The following is a 17,647-nucleotide window of genomic DNA, read 5'->3' on the forward strand; positions in this document are numbered from 1 at the left end:
CCAAGCTATACTCACCCGCGTCTGGCTAAGGCGTTCATATGTAGGAAAAAGGTGTCCTCCAGTGTAGGCGCCTTCTCCATGAACTCGGGACCCGGCTGCTTTTTCCCCATCAGCCTGACTCTCATCCGATGCTCCGTCATTTGAAAATGAATCAGCAGCTCCTGCGGTATCCGCTCGAAGTCTTCCAAATCGATTTCGCCTTCCCAGACGCTGGAGGCCACATTCAGCTTCCATTGGGTCGGCGAACCGATAAACCGGAGGCGGCCGCGGTGTATCCAGATCACGGTATCCGCCGCCTCTTCCCATTCGTTCAGCTCGTGGGCCGCAACGATCACCATACGGCCCCGGGCGTATTTGGTCAGATACGTGATGAGAAATTTGCGCTCCTCCGCGTCCATGCCGTTCAAAGGCTCATCCAAGAACAGAAAAGACGGTGAGGCCAACAGCGCTTGTACGACGGCAATGCGCCGCTGCACCCCTTGCGACAAATTCTTAACCTTGCTCTTGCGGAAAGGCTCCAGCCGAAAGTCCGCCATCAGCCTGTCAATAGCCTCCGGGTTAAACACGCCCTTCAATTCGGCCATATAGGTCAGCAGCTTGCCGACCTTCATATCTCCATACAGCTCGATATCCGCCGGAACATACCCGATTTGACTGCGGATCAGCGGCAAATGATCCCCTGCCCTGCGCCCGCTGTACAGGATCTCGCCTGCATCGGGTGCCTGCAGCGTGGTCAGCAGCTCGATCAGGGTTGTTTTTCCGGCGCCGTTCGCCCCCACGATGAGGTTCAGGCCGGATTGAATCTCCGCTTTCTCGATTTCAAGCCGGTACGTGCCTGCCTGCCGTTCCAGTCCTTCCAGCCTAATCATTCGCCAATCTCCAGGCTCCGTTCAGCTTCAAGCTGCGTCCGTACGAAGAAATCAGCAGAATCAAGCCGATCACAAGCAGGGACATGTCCGTCAGCATCTTGCCGCTCATGGAAACGCCGTGGTCCACGATCTGGCCCTGTATCACGATCCACATGCCGTACACCAACACCGCCGAGATCAGCGAATAGACCATGCCTTTGCGAAACAGCATATACATCGCGGCCCCTCCCGTCACCAGAAGAATGCCCATCCACTCCAGAATAAAGGGCCCGAATAAAAAGCGGGAGGATTCTGCTTGGATGGATCGAAGCCCGAGCGCAAGGGTACTGAGCAAGGCCATTCCGACGACGATGCCTGTCACGAGAAGCAGGCGGGTATACAAGACCAGTGCCGGCGGGTAAGGGGTCAGCGTCTCCACGGCCCGCATCCCTTTATCCCAGGTTCGGCTGCTGAACAGCATCGATACGATCAGCAGCAAAGGGGTGATCAATGGAAAAATGCCGCCGGGCAAGCCGGCAAATTGATCAAGCGGATATTCCGGATCGATCAGCATGACCAGCATGCAGAATACCGCGCCTGCCGTGAGCAGAATGGATCTTTGATTCAATCGAATCTGGCTCCGAAGGATCTGTTTCAATGAGGGCGGGTCGACCTGCGGATTAAAATCCAGCTTGGGCGACTCGGGCTCAATCCGGAGCTGATTGAACTCCCCCTGAAGGGACGCGATGAGCTGGGCCGTCTCATCCGGCGTCGGCGACGGAAGAGCCGCGCGTCTGAGCGGGCCGCGAAGCTCGTCTTCAAGTCTTCTCAATTCATTATCGAATGGATGATCCATGGAGATACACCTCACTTTCTTTTACTTTGCTCTGCGAATCAGACTCTTCCGACTTGGAGCGGTTCCGTACCTGTTCCTGAGGACTCTTCTCCCGCGTCCTTCGGGACGAATGGACGGGAACCAAATCGGAATGCTCCATGGACAATGTTTTCTTCAGCTTTCTCAAGCCGTTATATAAATGCGTTTTGACCGTACTCAAGGGGAGGTCGACCAGGTCGGCGATTTCCTGCAGCTTCAGGTCGTGAAAGAACCGAAGCGATATGACTTCCTGTTGTATATCGGGCAAGGTCTCGAGCGACGCCGCAATTTCGAGGGAAGTTTCCTGTCTTTCCACAAGCTCCTCCGCGCCTGGTTCAGGGTCGTATGCATCCGGCATTTCCTCACCCGCAAGACCTTCGGACCTGTAGGATGCGCTTTTCCAATAATCCTTGCACATATTCAGAGCGACGCGGTACAGCCATGAGCGAACATGCTCGAGCGTCCCGTGCTGCTTCAGATGCCGGATGAGCCGGATAAAGGTTTCCTGAACGATATCCTGGGCCTTTTGCCTGTCGGCCAGCCTCTGGGTCGTATAACTGAGCAGCGGACCATGGTACCTCGTCACCAGCATTTCAAACGCTTCCTGGTCGCCGGCAGCCATGCGTTCGGACAGCTGCTGATCGGAAATCATGCCTTCCCCCCCTTTCTACATGCATTCTCATCTTCCGTTATAACTATTTCTCAATTATAACCGACCGCGTGCAGGTGCATAGTCGTCATTATTTACATTCATCATGGCATCCCACTTCTGCTGCCACTCTTTGTACGTGATCGGGTTCTCCGGTCGTAAGGCCGGGTTGCGTTCGGTGTCGGGAAGCATCAGCCCCCGCCCATAAAACTGCACCAGCAGCTCTTTGACCTGATTCCCTCTACCTTCCTCCAGCGCCTTTCTAACCTGTCTGGCCATACTTATGCCTATTTGGTTCTGGGGATCCTCCCCGCTTCCGTTTTTGAACAACAGCTGCTGTACCGACCGGAGATTTCCGTAAGCCGATCTTAATTGTTTATCGCTAAGCCCTTTCTCCTCTACGTAGTATACATACCAGAAAAGACTGCTGATCTTTCCGCGCACGTCTCGTTCCGGATGCTCAAAATTATAATGGAACGCACCCTGGTTGCCGAACAGAATCGAGTTCATCCATTCGCCGGGCAAGTTCGCGAAGTTATAGGTGTAGTGGTTCGAGGACAGAATCAGGCGATGATTCACCTGAGGGTAATCAAAGCCTTGGCCCAAATACAAGATCTTCTCGACGCTGCTGTTGAACTCGGGTATCCACTCGGAAAAATAGTCATATTTCTTTTTCATATCCCTCAGCAGCGATACGGATGCCTTCTCCAGATAAGGCGTTGTCACGATGGTAATCGGGAGATCATTCCGGTGGATTTCCTTCCAAAATTGTCCCCCGTACAGAGAGATATTCTGCTCGATCTCCCTGTCCTCAAACCGCTGGTAGCCCGGCTTCCGCTCCAGCTCTTTCATTCCCGTATACAAGGGTTGCGGATAACCCTCCACCACCAGCTTCATCTCTCCGGCAGAGTAGCGCAGCTTGCCGAATTCCCAGCCCAGATAAACGTATTTCGACGTAAGATCTCCGTTGTCACTCTTTAAATATACCTCCTGATGACCGGGAAGCGGATACCAGGCCATATGCCCCTCCAGTTTAACTTCAGGCCCCACGCTATAGGCCGCAAATTCTTCATTGGAGTACCCGGCCATAAAATCCATCACCTTGCCCCTATATTCCAGCTCGGCTTGAAGGTCCCCTCCCTTGGCATCGCCAACCATCCTGATCGATATCCGCTCTCCCTGTCTGCGATAAGGAGCGTCGATGCCCTGGAGTTGGACACGTTCAAGCTTGAACATCCGGTTCAAGGTTAACGGCAGCTGCCTCATGCCCGATATTTCGGAGGCCGGTATCGTTAACTTCGCCGTTACGCGTAGCTCGTCGTTTGGCAGCCGTTTCAGCTTGATGTCATAGGAAGACACATGATAGAAGGCTATATTTTCAGGATCATCGACATAAGAAATCGTCGGGTCCTCCAGCTTCGCATCAATTTTGGCATACCGTTCCGCCCAAAGCGTGCCGTAGGGCACGGCGGCGGCTGCCGTCAACACGACAGCCCCCAGCACGCCCAGCCACCCTGCCTTTTTCAGCATCGTGGGGCGCTTCGAGTTTAACAAGAACAAACACACCGTCAGCAGCAGGAAGGTGAAAGCCAGCACGAACCAACGGGACAGCTGGATATCCTTGGATAGCAGGCCGTACCCCCAATTCTCATATTCAAACCGATTGGATTGAAGGAAGAATTGGTTAAGGTGAAACACTTGGGCCGGCATCCATCTTAATTCGCTGATAAAATAAATTTCCATAAAAAACGTTCCAAACATCCATGCACAGAAACCGATCAAATACACGATCCGGTTCGGAATGCTTGCCCCGAGGAGCATCGCTAGCGCGAGCGTCACCATATAGGAAACCTCATACTGCACCGCGAATTGCATCGTATGCACCATCGCGATATCACCGGCTATCCCCTGGCTGACCGACAGGATATAGAATACAACCGACGTCGAGAGGGTAAACAGGGAAAAGTACAGCAAGCTGACCGCATATTTCGACGACAGCAGGGTGAAGAAGGACACAGGCAGGCTGTGGTTCCATTCAAACGACCGACGGCGGACATCCCGCCGGATGGACAAGATGCCGATTAACATCGTCGGACCCAGCGTCATCGTATGACCCAGCATGTGAAAGGAATACGCAGCCGAATACAGGTTATGATTCGGTCCGTTTCCGCTTGCCGCCTGCAGCATGATGACGATGAACAGGATCGCGTAGAGGACCGGAAGCGAGGCAAACAAGGGATTGCCGAACAAAAGCCGCAGCTCTAACAGACTGTGCCTCCACCACTTATGCATGGCGATCCCTCCGCAGCAGAGCCAGATAGCCGTCCTCCAGGGTCGGATCCGCCGGAAACGCGCCGGTCACGGGGGCTGCTGCACTGATAAACCGGCAAAGCACGCCTTCCGGTACCGTTCGAGTGGACACGACGGACATGGGATCCATCAAGGCAAATTCTTCATGGCCCATCACCGCTTCCCACACTTGTCCCTTCCCGCAGGCCTGCAGTTCGGGCAAGCTGCCGTTCATGGCCAATCTCCCCTTGTTCATTACGGCGATGCGACGGCAGTTGCTCTCGATATCCGCTACGATATGGGTGGACAACAGGACCGTCCGGTCGATGCTGAAACGGGTTAACACATTCCGGAACCGGACACGCTCCTGGGGATCCAGCCCCGACGTCGGCTCGTCTACGATCAAAATATCCGGGGAACCGAGCAGCGCTTGGGCTATGCCCAATCTTTGCTTCATGCCCCCCGAGTACGTACGCACTTTTTTGTCCGCCTTCTCCTGAAGATTGACCATCTCAAGCAGCCTGGAGATCTCCTTCAGCCTGGCGCTCCGGTCCGTGATCCCCTTCATGGCCGCCACATAATCCAGATAATCTCTGCCGGTCAGCTGCGGGTAAATGTGAAAATGCTGCGGCAAATAACCGATCATCTGCCGAATCTCCTCCGGCCGTCCAAGGGATATTCCGTTCACCCTCACCTGCCCGGAGGTCGGCGTCAATAAGGTTGCCAGGATGCGCATTAAGGTAGTTTTGCCGGCGCCATTGGGTCCTAGCAGACCCGTCATGCCTTTATCCAATTGTAATGAAACATCCAAGAGCGCCCAAGCGCCCTTGCGATAGGTTTTTGATAGATGCTCAATGGTAATCATTCTAGAATCCTTTCACCATGTACGATTATGGCATAAGCCGCGCGGTTTACGTTCCTTGGAACGAACCATCGCTTCAAAAAGTTTGACATTCCCCAAGGTTTGACGCCAATTTATTGATAAAGTACAAATAAGGTACAAAAAAGCCCGTGATCCTAAAAGCGGATTGCGGGCATGAACTATTTCGCCTGACGTCAGGCTCTTATCCAGTTATTATAACATGCGGGAATGCGGTTCATCCGTAAATCTTCAGGCCATAAATATTTCATGCCCCAAAAGATTAACGGGATAGACCATTCACACGCTTATCGCTCCCGGTGTTACCGATGCGCCTCATATTGGTTGGCGCGGCTGATCGCCTGGATCGATTGGATGTCCTGAGGCGATAAAGCTTCCATATCCCCCGCAGCCAGGTTATGCAGCAGCTGTTCAAGCGAGCTCGCCCCGGGAATGGTGCAGGCCACAGCGGCATGGGCCAAAGCATAACGAATCGCCAGCTGGGACAAATCCCGGCCTTTTCCAAACGCTTCAAGCCTCTTGAGCACGTCGAGTAGCTCTTGTTTGCTGTAATCCAGGTATCCCTTCTCGGCTTTGGCTTGTCCTCGGTCCGACAAGATGCCGCGGGCAACGGGACCCCGGGCAATCGCGGATATTCCGTTCTCCTCAAGCAGATCAAGGACCGTTTCCTCCGGTCTCCGGTCCAGGATGCTGTACTGGCTCATGACGCTGACGATATGGGATTTAGCGACATATTCGCGGATGACGTTCGGCCGGATGGACGATATGCCGTAATATCGAATCCACCCTTCCCGCTTCAATTCTTCAAAAGCTTCAATCGTCTCTTCGATCGGATCATCCAGCGTCCCCCCGTGAAGCTGGTACAGATCGATATAATCCGTACCCAGCCTGCGCAGACTGTCCTTAACGGCTGATTTGATGTAGTCCTTCGAAGGATCCCATACCCAGCCCTCCTGTCCCGGCACGCGGCGGTTGCCCACTTTGGTGGCGATGATGACGTCCTCGCGCCGGCCCTGAACCGCTTTGCCTACCAGTTCCTCGTTGCGGCCTTCATCATATAGGTCCGCCGTATCCAGAAAATTCACGCCCCGATCCAACGCTTCATGAATAAGCTTCACCGCTTGTCCTTCGTCCGTACCCAGCGACATGCAGCCCAGCCCGATTTCGCTTACATACAATTCCGAAGAGCCCAGCCGGTTGGTTTTCATCGTTCATCTCCTCCTCTTCCATCATGATGAATAAGGTTCTACCTCTTTACTTACCCTAAAATATCGATCCAGATCTTGACCGCCGTCACTGCAATGAGAAGAGCCAAGGCGTACCTCAGCAGGCGGACGTTCATCTTGCGGCTGATAATCGCGCCGATGGGGGCACCCATCAGGCTTCCGGCAACGGCAAACAGGGACGGCCAAATCGGAATGTCGCCCGAGGCGATTTTGCCGATAACGCCCCCGACCGCAGACAGAAAGACGATCGCGAGCGAGGATGCGATGGTGATCCGCGTCGGGATCTTAAGAACCGTCAGCATAATGGGGATCAGGATAAAGGCGCCGCCGGCCCCGACGATTCCAGCAATGCCGCCGACAATAAAGGCAGCTCCCATTGCAATCCATGCATGGTAAGTCACCTCGCTCACCGATCTGTTCTCCATGGATGCCCGGGTCGGCACAATCATCAATAACACCGCGATTACCGCCAGAAATCCATAAATCACGTTAATCGTTCCGCTCGTCATGAGCATCGAGGACAAGCTCCCGATCAGACTGCCAATCAGGGTACTGGCCCCCATCTGGATGACCAATCGCTTGTGAACGTACGACTCACCGCCGCGCGAACTCATCCGATTGGTTAGCATGCCTGACAAGGAAGCAAAAAATACCTGCAGCATACTGATGGATGCGACCTCCTTGGAGGTGAAGGCCTCCAGTCCAAACCAGGAAGGTACATATAAAAGCAGGGGGAAATTAATGATCGCCCCGCCTATTCCCAGCAGCCCTGAGAAAAAAGAACCGATGATACCTATAAAGACCATGACTACAAGTTGCACTATCAAGGTGATCGATCTCCGTTCATTTGATATCGTTGCCGGGGCACATTGCTATTGAATGTGCCTCGCTGTTGATTTATAATAAACCCAAGTATTTGTATCGGAAATTAAGGAGGTGTGTGGTGATCATGTTGAATAAGCTGAAATTTCTTTTCCAGGACCGCTGTCCCGACTGCGAGCAGAAGCTGATCTCCAGGCAAGAAGACATGGCAACGATCAAGCACTGCCCGGATCACCACTACACCGAAGAAATATATAACCAGCTGGGCGTTACGATCGTGTATCATCCCAGCAAAGACAATGGTTCAACATGATTATTTCATAATCGTTAACAAACCTGGGTATAGCGCTTTATTCCTAAATCTCGGTCGATTCCCGTACGGCAAGCCTGACCAGGAGCAGAACCGCGATCTCGGCAGCCATTACGATGAGCGAGCACAGTAAGAACACAAGGAACATATCGCCTGAATCCAGATTTAAAACGAATGGGTACACAATCAGCCACAGGAGCTGTCCCGCCATAAATAAGCCCCGCCGGAAGCTTGCCTTGTGATCCAGACCGGACGCGTTACCCGCGAAATGCGCCTGGATGCCTCTGCAAATTCCGTAAATCAATACGGTATGCAAGCAGAGGGCAGGCAGCTGGATCCATACATCCTTCGCGGATTGCACGGGTAAGCCGACTATCCCCGCTTCGGTAAACCAAAACAATTGTAACACCGACCAGGCCATCAGCAGCCAAGCCGACAGATGCCCTGCCTTAAAATATCCGTTCAACTTCTGGAGCCGCCATAGTCCCGAAGCGATCAGCAGGTACCCGAGCATATCGGGCAACATATCCACCGAGTCCAGCTTAAAGTCGACAAGTACAATCAACAGGCCCCAGCCCATACGCCCGTAAGCCCTACTCATGGTGTCCTCCTGCTATCCCGGACAAATTCCGACAATTCTTGATCTGTCGGTCTCGGGTGATAGGGAATTACCGTTTCTCCATGCCACTGGCGACCGCTTTCCTCGATAAAGGTCGTTTTCAATAGGAGCTGGTAAACCTGCAAGCTCTTCTCAAGCGACGGCATATCAAATAGGTGGCTGATTCTAATGGAATCCCCTTTATGAATGTTAAGTGGAAGCTGAATCTCATCGATGGGCTCGCCTCTTAACTCGATGTGCGCTTCCGAAGGCTGCGACCGGTAGCTGGTACCTGGTATTTGACTTGAAATGTCGGCATAGATTCGGAGATGCCCCTCTAGAGCGATATCCAGCAGTTTCGAGGAGAACGCCGTTAACTGTACCGGACGCTTCACGACAGCGGAGTCGTATCCCGAATGATCGGAGGAAGATCCGCCGGATGTCCACGATATCGGATCGTGCTCTTCCTGACGATATACGCCGGGCCAAACGTATATTTCCCCGACATTCACTTGCTCCGAGCTTCCGTCGGAATAATGCGCGGTAACTTCCCGAATAAGAATCGGCTCCTCCAGCTTCTCTCCCGTCCCTTTTTGCTCGGGGGCATTTAAGTTCACCATCATTTTTCCTAAGTACTGCCTCTGATACTCCGCATATCGGGGATAGGGCGTGACGATCTGTCCAGGGTAACCTTCGATCCGGATGGAGCTCAGCCTCTTATCCGCTTGTTTGTCCTCCACATAATACAAGTCGAATACGCGGCCTCCCCCTTCCTTTGTCTCCACATGATGCTCGAGAAATACGGTTCTTCCCAGTTGGTTGGCTTCGTAATACCAGACATTCCCGATCCAGCTGCAGGCTGCGAGCAGGATGGCGAGCACGTAATACCATTTCTTGCCCATGGACCCTCCATATGTAGCATGCGTTTGTTCCATATTCTTTAACTATCTTAACACGTAATATCGAAGAAGAGGGTTTGAACTGCGTTAATTTTTCCTTCGACTTCCTGCGGGAGAAACCCGGTCCGAATTGAAATAACGAACCCCCTTCGTGGACAGACTAGTTGAAGCCACCCTAAAATCAAGGAAGGTGTCCATGATGAATCCATCGATCGAAGAGGTTACGAACTGGCTTCAATCCAATAGCAACCGCACGCTGCACATATCCAAGCAAGAAGAGAAGGATCAAGACCAGGTTGAATTACGGCTGGAACGATTTGAACATCAGCAGCAGCAAGCGCAGTCCATCGACGGGTATGGAGATCGCCACGCTCTTCTGCTGCACGGTCCCGGCGTGGTCATCACGGCAGGACACGAAGCCCCGCTGCCAAGCAATGCCTTCGTCATCGGGCTGGACGGGTTGACGGCTGCGGAGGTTCAAGACCGTCAAGTGGTGCTCACAACGGAACGCGGCATTTATTCCATCACGGCGATCTGAAAGCAGCCGGTTATAGAAACAGCAAGAACCGCCAGAGAGTGCTTCTCTGGCGGTTCTTTTGGCTTCTCCCGCAGCTCGACTTGATGCCGGATCAACCTTGATATTATGTCGCGCTCGGGACGCGGATGGGTTCCGCAGGCTTTTAGTAAACAGCTTATACCCGTTCGAATCTCCAGATAAAGCTTTGGAAATCGCCGTGCATCGGCGGAACGGCCAAGCCGGCGTTCATCAGCCGGTCTCCGCCGTAGATGTTCCCGTCCTCCAGGCACTTGTAATCCCCTTCCGGATCCAGCCCCATCGTACGCAGCCACCGAATCGGTTCATTCGCCTCGCTTAAGATGCGGAAATAATACAGCACCGCTTCCGAGCGATCCTCGGAGACGATCGTCCAGGCCGCTTCATTCCCTTCGAACGGGTTCCGAAGGCGGTAGAAATCCCCGAACTGCACGAGATGCCGAATCTCTTTGTACAGCTTTACCTGCTCGCGTACCTCCTCCTTCTCCTGTTCGCTGAAGGCCGTCAGGTCCAGCTCATAACCGAAATTGCCCGACATTGCCGCGTGTCCTCTCGTCCGCAGCGAAGTATTCCGGTGCACCTGATGGTTCGGAACGGCGGACACATGCGCTCCCATGGAGCTGAGCGGATAAACCAGGCTCGTTCCGTATTGGATCTTCAATCGGCTGACGGCATCGGAGTTATCGCTTGTCCACGTCTGCGGCATGTAATACAGCATTCCCGGATCGTAGCGTCCGCCGCCCCCGGAGCAGCTCTCGAACAAAATATGCGGGAACTCCGTCGTCAGCTGTTCCATCACCCTGTACAGACCCAGCATATAGCGATGGGCCGTTTCCCGCTGGCGCTCAGGCGGCAGCGCAGCCGATCCGATCTCCGTCATGTTCCGGTTCATGTCCCATTTCACGTAGGTGATCGGCGCGCTTCTCAGGATGCCGCGAACCATATCGGCCACCGCATCGCCTACTTCCTGGCGCGAGAAATCCAGGATCAGCTGCTGTCTCCCTTCCGTCCGCCGGCGCCCTTCCACGTGCAGGCACCAGTCGGGATGCTGACGGTACAGATCGCTGTCCGGCGATATCATTTCCGGCTCAAACCACAAGCCGAACTGCATATCCAGACCGCGTACCCTCTTCACGAGATCCTCGAGGCCGTCGGGCAGCTTGTTCTTGTCAACGACCCAATCCCCGAGGGAAGTCGTATCGTCGTTGCGCTTGCCGAACCATCCGTCGTCCAGCACGAACAGCTCGATGCCGAGATCCCGTCCCGCGCTTGCAATCTGCTCGATTTTATCGGCATTGAAGTTGAAGTAGGTTGCTTCCCAATTGTTCACCAGCACCGGGCGCGTGGCATCCCGGAATTGCCCCCGGCACAGCCTTGTGCGGTACATTTTATGATAGCGTCTGGACATGCCGCCGAGGCCCTCCGCCGAGAAGACCATCACCGCTTCCGGCGTCTGGAACGACTGTCCCGGCTCCAGCAGCCACGTGAAGTCGAACGGATTCAATCCCATCGTGACCCGGGTCGTATCGTATTGGTCCACCTCGACCTGTGCGGAGAAGCTGCCGCTGTATACCAGACTGAAGCCGTACACCTCGCCGAACTCTTCGCCTGCCCCCTCGGACAGCAGCGCTAGGAACGGATTGTGGTTATGGCTGCTTGACCCCCTGCGGCTCTCGATGCCCTGCATGCCCGGGGATAGTCTTCTGCGCTGCACATGGCGCTCTCTCGCCCATGCCCCATGGAGATGCAGCAGGTCATAACGGCTGTGATCCATATCCACGCTGGCGCTCATGGCACGCAGCAGCGTCATGTTCTCCTTGCTGTCGTTGCGGAAGGATACGGAGCGGGAAATAGCGTCAAACGCCTTCATGACCGTATAAGACAAATAAATCGTCAAACCGCTTACCCGATCAAACAGTTCCAGCTCCAGCGTATCCGCCTCGTCATCCTGTTCCGTGTATACGGCAGGCAAGCCCTCAAGCTTCGGCTTGCCGCTGTAGATCCGGTGACGGACATATTCCGCCTCGGTGACCGTGGTCCCGTTAGCCAGCTGTACCTGATATGCAGGCTGCCGAAAATCGCCGCTGCCATAGCCCGGGTATTCCTGAGGCAAACTGTCCAGGGAGAAGGAAGCATCCTCGCGAAACGGCGTCGGCGAAAAGGATGCTCTTCCCCTCCGTTCCAGCAATCCTAGGACGCGGTTATCGCGAATCCGGCGTCCCCAATATGCATGCGCAGGATAAACGCCGCGCACCAACTCAATCACATAACTTGACCGATCGCTCTGGAGATGGAATATCCCCAGATCTTCATGGAAATGTATACTCACTGCTTTTGCCCCCTAACCAAGGTCCGAGTAAGATCTCCTTGCTCTCTTTAAGACCGGGCGGCGGCAGCCCGTTCCAGAATCATGACGTCCCTTCCCGGAATCGTGACATGGCCCGTAACCTGCCGGCTGCCCAGGAGATCGAATGAATTGGCAGAACCTGCATCAAACGTCATCTCTTCGGCATTGTGGTTCAATATGAACAGATAGGAGTTTCCGTCCTTCACCCGTTCCACCACCTCTACTCCTTGTGGTGTATCCAGCAGCGGCTTCACGCCTTGTTCTTCGCACAGATTGGCAAGAAACCCTTGCAGGAACTGCGCATCCGGACTGCTGGCCACATAATAGGCCCGCCCTTCGCCAAACGCATTCTTCGTTAAAACAGGCGTGCCTTTGTAGAAGTCGGATCCGTACTCAGCCAGAACCTCCGCCGTCTCCGCATGGATGACATCGCACAAAATTCCACATGGATAACTTCCACGCAGCGATCCCCAATCCTGCTTCATGTCGATCTGATTTTGCATTCCGGGCAGCAATGCATCGATTTCCTCAGCCCAAATGCCGGTCACGCTGCGCAGCTCGCCCGGATGACCTCCGAGGGTCACCAGATCGTTCTCATTGACGATGCCGCTGAAGAAGGTGGTCACGAAGGTTCCGCCCTGCGCTACGAACCGCTCCACGCGCTGGGCAACGCCCGGCTTCACCATGTACATCACGGGGGCAATCACGATATCATACTTGCTTAGATCCTCTTCGACGCTGATGATATCGGTCTGGATATTCTGCTGATACAGCGCGTCATAATATTTATGAACCTCATCCACGTAGTTCAGTGCTTTGGAAGGCCCGCTTGACAGCTCCAGCGCCCAGCGGTTCTCCCAGTCATACATGATCGCCACCTTGGCATCCGAACGGGAGTCGAGCAGCTTGTCTCCGAGCTGCTGCAGCTCATGCCCCAGCTCCGCGCACTCCCGGAAGACCCGGGTATGCTCATGTCCCACATGCTCGATCAATGCGCCGTGGAATTTCTCGCACGCCCCCACGGAACGGCGGAGCTGGAAGAACATGACCGTATCCGCGCCGTGCGCTACGGCCTGATAACTCCACAGCCGCATGACGCCGGGACGCTTCGCGGAGTTGTAGGGCGACCAGTTCTGAACGCTCGGAGTCTGCTCCATCAGCATGAACGGCTGTCCGCTTCTCAGCCCGCGCATCAGGTTATGCGACATCGCCGTAAAGCTCACCGGCGTATCGATCGCGGGATAGTTGTCCCAGGACACCACATCCATATGCTTCGCCCACTCGAAGTAATCCAGCTCCGGATAAAAGCCCATCAGATTGGTGGTGACCGGAATATCCGGCGTGACCTTCTTCAGCTCATCTCTTTCCAGCCGGTAACATTGCAGCAGGCTGTCGGACTGGAAACGGCGGTAATCCAGCGATATTCCCTGGAAGAACGACCGGTTTCCGCCGAATTCCTCGCTGAGCGCATTCGGTACCACGATCTCGTCCCACTCGTAGAAGGTATGGCCCCAAAACCCGGTATTCCATGCGGCGTTCAGCTTATCCAGCGACCCGTAACGCTCTTTCAGCCAGACGCGGAACTGACGCTCGCAGTTGTCGCAATAACAATACCCGCCATACTCATTGGAGACGTGCCAGATGACCAGCGCCGGGTGATCCTTGTACCGTTCAGCCAGCTTGCGCGCCATCAGCACGGAGTATTTGCGATAGGTCGGGCTGTTCGGACATGAATTATGGCGGCCGCCGAATTTGCGTTTGCGTCCATCGTAATCGACGCGCAGGATGTCCGGGTATTTCTTGGCCATCCAAGCCGGGTGCGCTCCCGTGCTGGTTGCCAAACAGACGTGAACCTGCTCCTCCGCCAGGCGGTCCATAATTTCATCAAGCCACCCGAAATCATAGCTTTCCTCATCGCGCTGCGTTTTGGCCCAGGAGAATACATTGAGGGTCGCCACGTCGACGCCCGCCAGCTCGAACATCCGCAGGTCCTCTTCCATCGTTGCCTTATCCCATTGCTCGGGGTTATAGTCCCCGCCATACCATATCTTAGGAAAACGTTGATTAATCATAGAATTGCCTCCTTCGTAGACTCTGCTATAGAAAAGAGGTACCATCCCCTATCTTGTCGGACAAGGGATCATACCTCTTATGAACGGTCTGCTAACTTAAATCTTGCATGGCTCCTTACTTGCTCAAGCTATCCCAGGATGTCTGCATATCTTCAAGCATTTTGTTCGTATCGGATTTGCCGGCGAAGAATGCCTGCATCGCGCCGGAGAACTCCTGTGCCGCGCCGTCCGGGAACTTCGCGGATTGTCTTGGCAGCACTTTGCCTGCCTGCACGTACTCCCATACGGCCGAACCCAAGTCGCCCATATCCTCAGGCGTTGCTTCGATGGTCTTCAAGGCCGGGATGAATTTGAATTTTTTCACGATGTACTCTTTGCCGATATCGGATGTGACAAACCAGTTCAGGAAGATCTTCGCTTCTTCCTTCGACGCGGAATCTTTGTTAATGACCAGGTTCGCAGGTACGCCGACGTTCAGCTTGTCATTTTGCTCCGCATTGTCGCCAAGCGGCATCGGCAGGTAGCCGAGATTCAGATCCGGATTGATGGCATCGATCTCGGTTTGAGCCCAGTTCCCGTTCTGCATCATGGCGGCTTTACCTGTAGCCAGCAGGGAAATGGCCGTATTGTAGTCGGTGGTCAGCGGGTTCTTGTTGCCGTGGTCCAATGTCAGCTGCATCAGCTTGGTCCACTCTTCGAACTTCCCATTGCCCACGAATTTTTGCGTGCCGTCGTTCAAGCCCTGGATAAACGCATTCGGGTCATCCTGCTGGGCGAATGCCGGGTTAATGCCCTGGTTGCCGATCAACCACCATTCCTGGTAAGCGTTCGCAAAAGGAGTTATGCCTGCGGCTTCCAGCTTCTTCGCGGCATCCGCCAGCTGGGTATACGTTTTAGGAAGCTCGGTAATGCCGGCCTGCTCAAACAAATCCTTATTGTAGATGTAACCCCATCCTTCAAGGTTCATCGGCATGCCGTATACTTTACCGTCTTTGGTCATCGGCTCTTTCGCCATGTCGACCAGATCGTTCACCCAAGGCTGATCGGACAGATCCTCGAGACGGTCGATCCACATCTCCATCTCGGCGTCGCCGCCATTGGAGAAAATATCCGGCGCATCGTTGGATGCGAATTTGGTTTTCAATGCAGCACCATAGTCAGCGCCGCCGCCTACCGTTTGAATATCCAGCTTGATGTTCGGGTATTCCTTCTCGAATTCGACTTTAAGCTCATTCAGGCCGTCCACGATCTCGGTTTTGAATTGAAAAATCTTGACCGTTTTGACATCGCCGGAAGCTCCATTCGAGCTTCCGCCCTGGCCTTCTTCCGACTTGCCGCCGCAAGCTGCAAGCAGCAGCGAGAAAGCCAGCAGCATCACGAGTGATAATTTCATTTTGTTCATCTTTACTACCCCCTGATATGATTATATATAAAGATGGAAAAACCGGTTATGGGCGAGGCGCCCGCTGCCCTTACCCCTTAACGGAGCCGGCAGCGACGCCCTCAACGATGTACTTCTGCAGTGACAGGAAGAAGATGATGATCGGCGTAATGCCCAGCACGAGCGCCGGCAGCGCCATATCCCACTGCTTCGAATACTGCCCGAAGAAAGCAAAGGTCGCAAGCGGAATCGTCCGCAGTTCAGGACTTTGCAGGATCAAGGATGGCAGCAGATAGTCGTTCCAGACCCACAGGCAGTTCAGGATGATGACCGTTACCATCATAGGTTTCAGCATCGGCATAACGATGCGGGCAAATACCCTGAACGGAGAAGCGCCGTCGACCGTGGCAGCCTCTTCGATCTCCAGCGGAATGCCTTTCACGAAACCGTGGAACAGGAAGACCGACAGCGGGATGCCGAGTCCGAGATAACTGAGAATCAGACCCACGATGCTGTTGTTGACGCCGAGAAAGTTAATGACCTGCAGCAATGGAATCATAATGGATTGGAACGGAATGACCATGGCCGATACGAACAGCATGAACACGATTCGATTGAATCTCGTATTGGACCGGACCATCCGGTAAGCTGCCATCGCGCTCAGCAGGGCAATGATCAGATTGCTGATGACCGTAATGATGATGGAGTTCGTGAATGCTTCCGGAAAGCGGGTCATTTCCCAAGCCTTGCTGTAGTTGTCAAAGTGAAAGGCCGTTGGCCAGTTGGCCGCGTCGACCATAATATCGCCCAGCGATTTGACCGAGTTTACCAGCAGGAAGTAGAACGGTGCCAAGAAGATCAAGGCAACAATGACCATCACGATCTGCAGTACGATCGTGGAGGCCGACATGGGAGGTTTCTTCGATCTCATTAAGCTTCAACCTCCTTCTGCTTCGTTAAACGGACTTGAATGAGCGTAATGACGGCGACGACCAGGAAGAAGATCAAGGACTTGGCCGTGCCGAGACCGTACCGGTTGTTCAGGAACGCCTCGTTGTACACGTTCATCGCCAGCGATTCCGTGGAGCGGTAAGGTCCGCCCTTGGTCAGCGACAGGTTCAGGTCGAACATTTTGAAGGACCAGGAAATCGCCAGGAACAAACATACGGTAACCGCCGGCATAATAAGCGGAACGATGATGCTCTTAAGCACTTGGAACCGGTTGGCCCCATCAATCTCGGCAGCTTCCATGACTTCCTTGGACACGTTCGTAATGGAGGCGATGTAGATGACCATCAGATAGCCTGACGACTGCCATACGAATACCATGATGATGCCCCAGAAGCCGGTTACTTCGTCTCCCAGCCACGGAAGATTAAAAAACGGAATTCCCGTCGCTTCGCCAACGGTTGCAAAGCCTTTTATGAAGATAAACTGCCAGATGAAGCCGAGCAGCAATCCGCCGATCACGTTCGGCATGAAGAATATCGTCCGCAGCCAGTTGCGCGCCCGAATGTTTTTCGTTAAGAAGTAGGCCAGGAAGAATCCGACCAAATTCGTGAGAAACACCCCGACGATCGTAAATTTGGTGGTGAACCAGAAGGATTGGGCGAATGCGCTGTCATTTGTGAAAATCTGTTTGAAATTGTCCAGCCCGACCCATTCGACGTTCCCGGAAACGCCGTTCCAGTCGGTAAACGAGTAATACATCCCCATCACAAATGGGATAATGATCGTAATACCGAAAAACAGCAGCGCGGGTCCGATATAAACCAACTGCTGCGTCAAAGCAGCCGTTCTCTTGCTGTTCATGTTAATCCCCCTCCGCTTGTCCTATCGTTTCTCTATCCATTTCTCTATGATTTAATTATGCTAAGATGAAGACCTTGGGACTACCAT

General features: G+C 53.9%; 16 protein-coding genes. 2 read left to right on the top strand and 14 right to left on the bottom strand.

From position 1 onward, the window contains the following. Positions 1-11 precede the first annotated feature (11 nt). The 7 genes from RB298_RS03400 to RB298_RS03430 form a co-directional block, all read right to left on the bottom strand. Positions 12-869: an ATP-binding cassette domain-containing protein gene (locus RB298_RS03400; protein WP_036663839.1), complete on the bottom strand. Its 858-nt coding sequence runs from the start codon at positions 867-869 to the stop codon at positions 12-14. Next, complete coding sequence (locus RB298_RS03405; protein ID WP_015737511.1) at positions 862-1,704, bottom strand: hypothetical protein; 843 nt, start codon at positions 1,702-1,704, stop codon at positions 862-864. The genes RB298_RS03400 and RB298_RS03405 overlap by 8 nt, the downstream gene beginning before the upstream one ends. Continuing rightward, positions 1,685-2,374, bottom strand: a complete 690-nt coding sequence (locus RB298_RS03410; protein ID WP_009594062.1) for an RNA polymerase sigma factor — start codon at positions 2,372-2,374, stop codon at positions 1,685-1,687. The genes RB298_RS03405 and RB298_RS03410 overlap by 20 nt, the downstream gene beginning before the upstream one ends. Before the next feature lie 54 nt (positions 2,375-2,428). Next, positions 2,429-4,663, bottom strand: a complete 2,235-nt coding sequence (locus tag RB298_RS03415; RefSeq protein WP_486045764.1) for an ABC transporter permease — start codon at positions 4,661-4,663, stop codon at positions 2,429-2,431. Continuing rightward, entirely contained in the window at positions 4,656-5,525 is an 870-nt protein-coding gene (locus RB298_RS03420) for an ABC transporter ATP-binding protein (protein WP_036663835.1), read from the bottom strand. The genes RB298_RS03415 and RB298_RS03420 overlap by 8 nt, the downstream gene beginning before the upstream one ends. 317 nt (positions 5,526-5,842) lie before the next feature. Then, positions 5,843-6,748, bottom strand: a complete 906-nt coding sequence (locus RB298_RS03425) for an aldo/keto reductase (protein ID WP_486045766.1) — start codon at positions 6,746-6,748, stop codon at positions 5,843-5,845. A gap of 50 nt (positions 6,749-6,798) precedes the next feature. Further along, on the bottom strand, positions 6,799-7,593 hold the full coding sequence (locus tag RB298_RS03430) for a sulfite exporter TauE/SafE family protein (RefSeq protein WP_081746330.1): 795 nt from the start codon (positions 7,591-7,593) through the stop codon (positions 6,799-6,801). Positions 7,594-7,715: 122 nt separating this feature from the next. Here RB298_RS03430 and RB298_RS03435 point away from each other — a divergent pair, with 122 nt between their 5' ends. Continuing rightward, positions 7,716-7,901, top strand: a complete 186-nt coding sequence (locus RB298_RS03435; protein WP_015737517.1) for a hypothetical protein — start codon at positions 7,716-7,718, stop codon at positions 7,899-7,901. Positions 7,902-7,944: 43 nt separating this feature from the next. Here the strand turns inward: RB298_RS03435 and RB298_RS03440 are convergent, their stop codons facing one another. Beyond that, the gene (locus RB298_RS03440; RefSeq protein ID WP_486045768.1) at positions 7,945-8,499 is read right to left on the bottom strand and encodes a hypothetical protein; all 555 of its coding nucleotides are present in this window, start codon (positions 8,497-8,499) and stop codon (positions 7,945-7,947) included. Further along, on the bottom strand, positions 8,496-9,398 hold the full coding sequence (locus tag RB298_RS03445; protein WP_486045770.1) for a hypothetical protein: 903 nt from the start codon (positions 9,396-9,398) through the stop codon (positions 8,496-8,498). Before RB298_RS03445 ends, RB298_RS03440 begins: the two co-directional genes overlap by 4 nt. A 193-nt stretch (positions 9,399-9,591) precedes the next feature. Between RB298_RS03445 and ymzB the strand changes: the two genes are divergently transcribed. Then, a complete protein-coding gene (gene ymzB, locus RB298_RS03450; RefSeq protein ID WP_192570541.1) occupies positions 9,592-9,933 on the top strand; it encodes a protein YmzB in 342 nt (113 codons plus the stop codon). Positions 9,934-10,087: 154 nt separating this feature from the next. Here ymzB and RB298_RS03455 read toward each other — a convergent pair whose 3' ends face one another. From RB298_RS03455 to RB298_RS03475, 5 genes are all read right to left on the bottom strand, one after another. Continuing rightward, positions 10,088-12,277, bottom strand: coding sequence for an alpha-galactosidase (locus RB298_RS03455; RefSeq protein WP_192570540.1), 2,190 nt, complete (start codon positions 12,275-12,277; stop codon positions 10,088-10,090). Between the two features lie 47 nt (positions 12,278-12,324). After that, positions 12,325-14,367 (bottom strand): beta-galactosidase, encoded by a 2,043-nt coding sequence (locus tag RB298_RS03460; RefSeq protein ID WP_486045772.1) that lies wholly within the window; start codon positions 14,365-14,367, stop codon positions 12,325-12,327. A gap of 115 nt (positions 14,368-14,482) precedes the next feature. After that, on the bottom strand, positions 14,483-15,769 hold the full coding sequence (locus tag RB298_RS03465) for an ABC transporter substrate-binding protein (RefSeq protein WP_213580955.1): 1,287 nt from the start codon (positions 15,767-15,769) through the stop codon (positions 14,483-14,485). Positions 15,770-15,839: 70 nt separating this feature from the next. Beyond that, a complete protein-coding gene (locus RB298_RS03470) occupies positions 15,840-16,679 on the bottom strand; it encodes a carbohydrate ABC transporter permease (protein WP_015737524.1) in 840 nt (279 codons plus the stop codon). Next, complete coding sequence (locus RB298_RS03475; RefSeq protein ID WP_486045775.1) at positions 16,679-17,560, bottom strand: carbohydrate ABC transporter permease; 882 nt, start codon at positions 17,558-17,560, stop codon at positions 16,679-16,681. Before RB298_RS03475 ends, RB298_RS03470 begins: the two co-directional genes overlap by 1 nt. Positions 17,561-17,647 lie beyond the last annotated feature (87 nt).

The sequence above is a fragment of the Priestia sp. BR_2 genome, from assembly GCF_041954005.1.
Taxonomy (GTDB): domain Bacteria; phylum Bacillota; class Bacilli; order Paenibacillales; family Paenibacillaceae; genus Paenibacillus_AQ; species Paenibacillus_AQ lautus_A.